Below are 2,954 nucleotides of genomic sequence, written 5' to 3'. Positions count from 1 at the left end.
TCGGTCATATTTAATTTATTTTTCTGATTCTATTAATTTTTCAATTGATGCTATTTTGGATTTTATTGATATATCCTGCGGTGAAAGATTTAATGCTTCTTTCAGTATATCCAAGGATTTCTGGTAATTCCCCTGTTTTTCATAAATACCTGCCTCGTCAACAAAATATGCAGGGTTCCTTGATATTTTTATGCATTTATCCAGGTCTTTTAATGCATCATCATATTTATTTAGTTCAGTGAGAAGCTGGGACTTTTTATAAAGAAAAATTGGGTCTGAATCATTTAATGAAACCGCCTTATCATAATCCTGCAGTGCCAAATCTGTTTTACCAACTTTCCAGTACACATTTCCCCTATTATAATAATAATCAGGGACATCTGATTCTATTTTTATGGCCTCGTTAAATTCATTTATGGCCTCATCATATTTTCTCATATCATCATATATTGAACCAAGGGTATTATGATAATCTCCCCTATCGCTGCTTAATGATATTGCCTTTTGACAATCTTTTATTGCCTCATTGTACATTTTTAATGAATAATAGGCCAGTGCCCGGTTCAGATAAAAATCTGGGTCTGTTTTAATAATATTTATTGCCTTTGTAAATTCTTTTACAGCGTCTGCATACTGCATCACATTAAAGTATGAAATGCCACGTTCGTTATAATCATCAGCCTCATCATCCTTATTATAGATATAACCATCTGCCATGTGTATAATATTTAAACCATATATATTAAGATTAAGTTATTTAACTCAAAAAGGTTGGAGTCTTTTTCCTTAAGGGATAAGATGAAAGTATAAAGTTTATAGTAAAGCAAATTACTGTTATAATATTATAGGTGATTCCAGCAACTATTTATAAAAATGATATATTATAATAATAACCATGATGGCAAGAATTCAAGGTTGTATCCAGGAAGTTTAAGCATACCAATATTAATTGGTATAATAACTTCCAAAGGTGTTTGTTAACAATGTTAACAGAAACCATAACCTTATTTGTTTTAATACAAAAAAATTAATAATGGGCTAATATATAAACCATAAATTGATAAACGATAACAGCTATTATATTAAAAAATTCGACAGCCTAAAATCAGCAGTCAATAATGAATTGAACACCTATTTTGAGAAAAAGCTTAAAGAATGCTCTGATGATGAGATTAGCCAGGTAATCAATGTATTAAAGGATTTTACAATGAATGGTGGTAAGCGTGTAAGACCAATAATAATGATCCTTGGCTATAATATTTTTAGGGACATAGACGATAAGATAATCCGCGCATCCACATCTATTGAACTTGCACAGTCATATCTTTTAATACATGATGATATAATGGATGAAAGCGATATAAGGCGTGGTAAACCCAGTTTCCATAAACATTTTGAAAATAAAATTAAAAATAGGAAAATAGCAGAAAACATAGCAATAAGTGCTGGGGATTTAATAGATACATTCTCACATGAGGTTTTGTTAAAATCAGGATTTAATGAAAAAGATTTATTAAATGCTGATTATGAATTTTCAAAGGTGATAGAGGATACTGGCAAGGGCCAATTACTTGACCTGTTCTCAACAATCAATGAAACATACAGCGAGGAAAAACTTTTGAAACTTCATTATTTTAAAACAGCAAGATATACAATAGAGGGACCTATGGTGATGGGGTCTTTTCTGGCAGGAAACTATGATTATACTCAGAATATAAGGGAATTTGGAAAAAATGCGGGGATAGCATTCCAGCTCTATGATGATATACTCGGCATGTTCGGTGACGAGGCAAAGACTGGAAAATCAATAAAAAGCGATGTGAATGAGGGCAAAAAAACACTTTTGATTATTAAGGCGTATGAGAATTCCAATGATCTTCAGAGAAGTTTCATAGAGAAATGCATTAAATCGGGGAACGTCTCAGATGATGATTTTAACAAACTTAAGAAAATTATTATTGACACAGGTTCGTACGATTATTCCCTTAAAAAAATCGATGAATTTACAAAAATAGCAAAACAAAATCTTAAATCAATAAGGGGCAGTGAGGAGCCCCTTGAAATGCTGGAGTTCCTATCCAATTATATAATTCACAGAGAAAATTAATATTTTGGTTTATGAAGCATATACATTTCCTTTAATGTATTATCATCTATATGGGTGTAAATCTGTGTTGTTGCAATGCTTGAATGCCCAAGTATCTGCTGAATGAACCTTATATCTCCGCCGTTCCTCAGCACAGACGTTGCGAACGTATGCCGCAATACATGCGGTGTGACCTTTTTCTGTATTCCTGCTTTTTTGGCAAGATTTTTTACCAGCCTCTCTATGGAACTTGTATCAAATCTATTTTTTTTATTGGAAATAAAAAAATTATTTGATGCTGTTGTTATAGTTATTCTCCTCTTAAGATATGATAAAAGATCGTTTCTGCATTCATCCGGAATTATCACTATTCTATCCTTATCTCCCTTTCCTGAATGTACATATATTATATTCTCCTGAAGATCAACATCCTCCATTTCCAGTCTTGTTAATTCGCCAACCCTTAACCCGGTATATAAAAATAATGATATAATTGATCTGAGCCTGATATCATGAGCAGATTCAAGAAGCCTGCGCGCATCAGACTCATTAAGGTAAACAGGCATTTTCTGTGACCTTCTTGGTGGTACGAGATTAAATGGGGGTGACAATCTCTTGGATGAATAATATGCCTTTATAGCCTTTATTGATAGGTACTGTGATGCTTTTGAATAATTTTTAGTGAGGGCCAGATAGCTTTTATATTCCTCTATATCCTCAGCTGATACAGAATTAATATCCTTATTTATAAAACCAAGAAAATTATTGACCAGTGATGCATATTCCTTAACTGTATATGGGCTGCGCCTTTCTGATAATAAAAATTTCTGGAATTTTTGTATTTCATCGTCAATTTTCATAACTGTAA

3 protein-coding genes are annotated in these 2,954 nt (G+C 32.3%); 1 reads left to right on the top strand and 2 read right to left on the bottom strand.

The window, feature by feature from the left end; genetic code table 11:
- Positions 1-15: 15 nt before the first annotated feature.
- Positions 16-717 (bottom strand): tetratricopeptide repeat protein, encoded by a 702-nt coding sequence (locus AOG55_RS04220; RefSeq protein ID WP_055040937.1) that lies wholly within the window; start codon positions 715-717, stop codon positions 16-18.
- A 340-nt stretch (positions 718-1,057) separates the two neighbouring features.
- On the opposite strand from AOG55_RS04220, the gene AOG55_RS04215 reads away from it, so the two are divergent.
- Positions 1,058-2,107, top strand: a complete 1,050-nt coding sequence (locus tag AOG55_RS04215; RefSeq protein WP_048101677.1) for a polyprenyl synthetase family protein — start codon at positions 1,058-1,060, stop codon at positions 2,105-2,107.
- On the opposite strand, the gene xerA is transcribed toward AOG55_RS04215, so the two are convergent.
- A partial coding sequence (gene xerA, locus AOG55_RS04210; RefSeq protein WP_330218576.1) for a site-specific tyrosine recombinase/integron integrase occupies positions 2,104-2,954 on the bottom strand: 851 nt, incomplete at its 5' end. The genes AOG55_RS04215 and xerA overlap by 4 nt on opposite strands.

Origin of the sequence: Acidiplasma cupricumulans (genome assembly GCF_001402935.1) — an archaeon.
Taxonomy (GTDB): Archaea; Thermoplasmatota; Thermoplasmata; order Thermoplasmatales; family Thermoplasmataceae; genus Acidiplasma; species Acidiplasma aeolicum.
The sequence above is the reverse complement of the archived record's forward strand: the minus strand, read 5'-3'. Positions and strand labels throughout refer to the sequence as shown.

Coding starts and splice junctions, on each gene's coding strand:
- AOG55_RS04220 (WP_055040937.1), bottom strand. CDS start 717: ATGGCAGATGGTTATATCTATAATAAGGATGATGAGGCTGATGATTAT.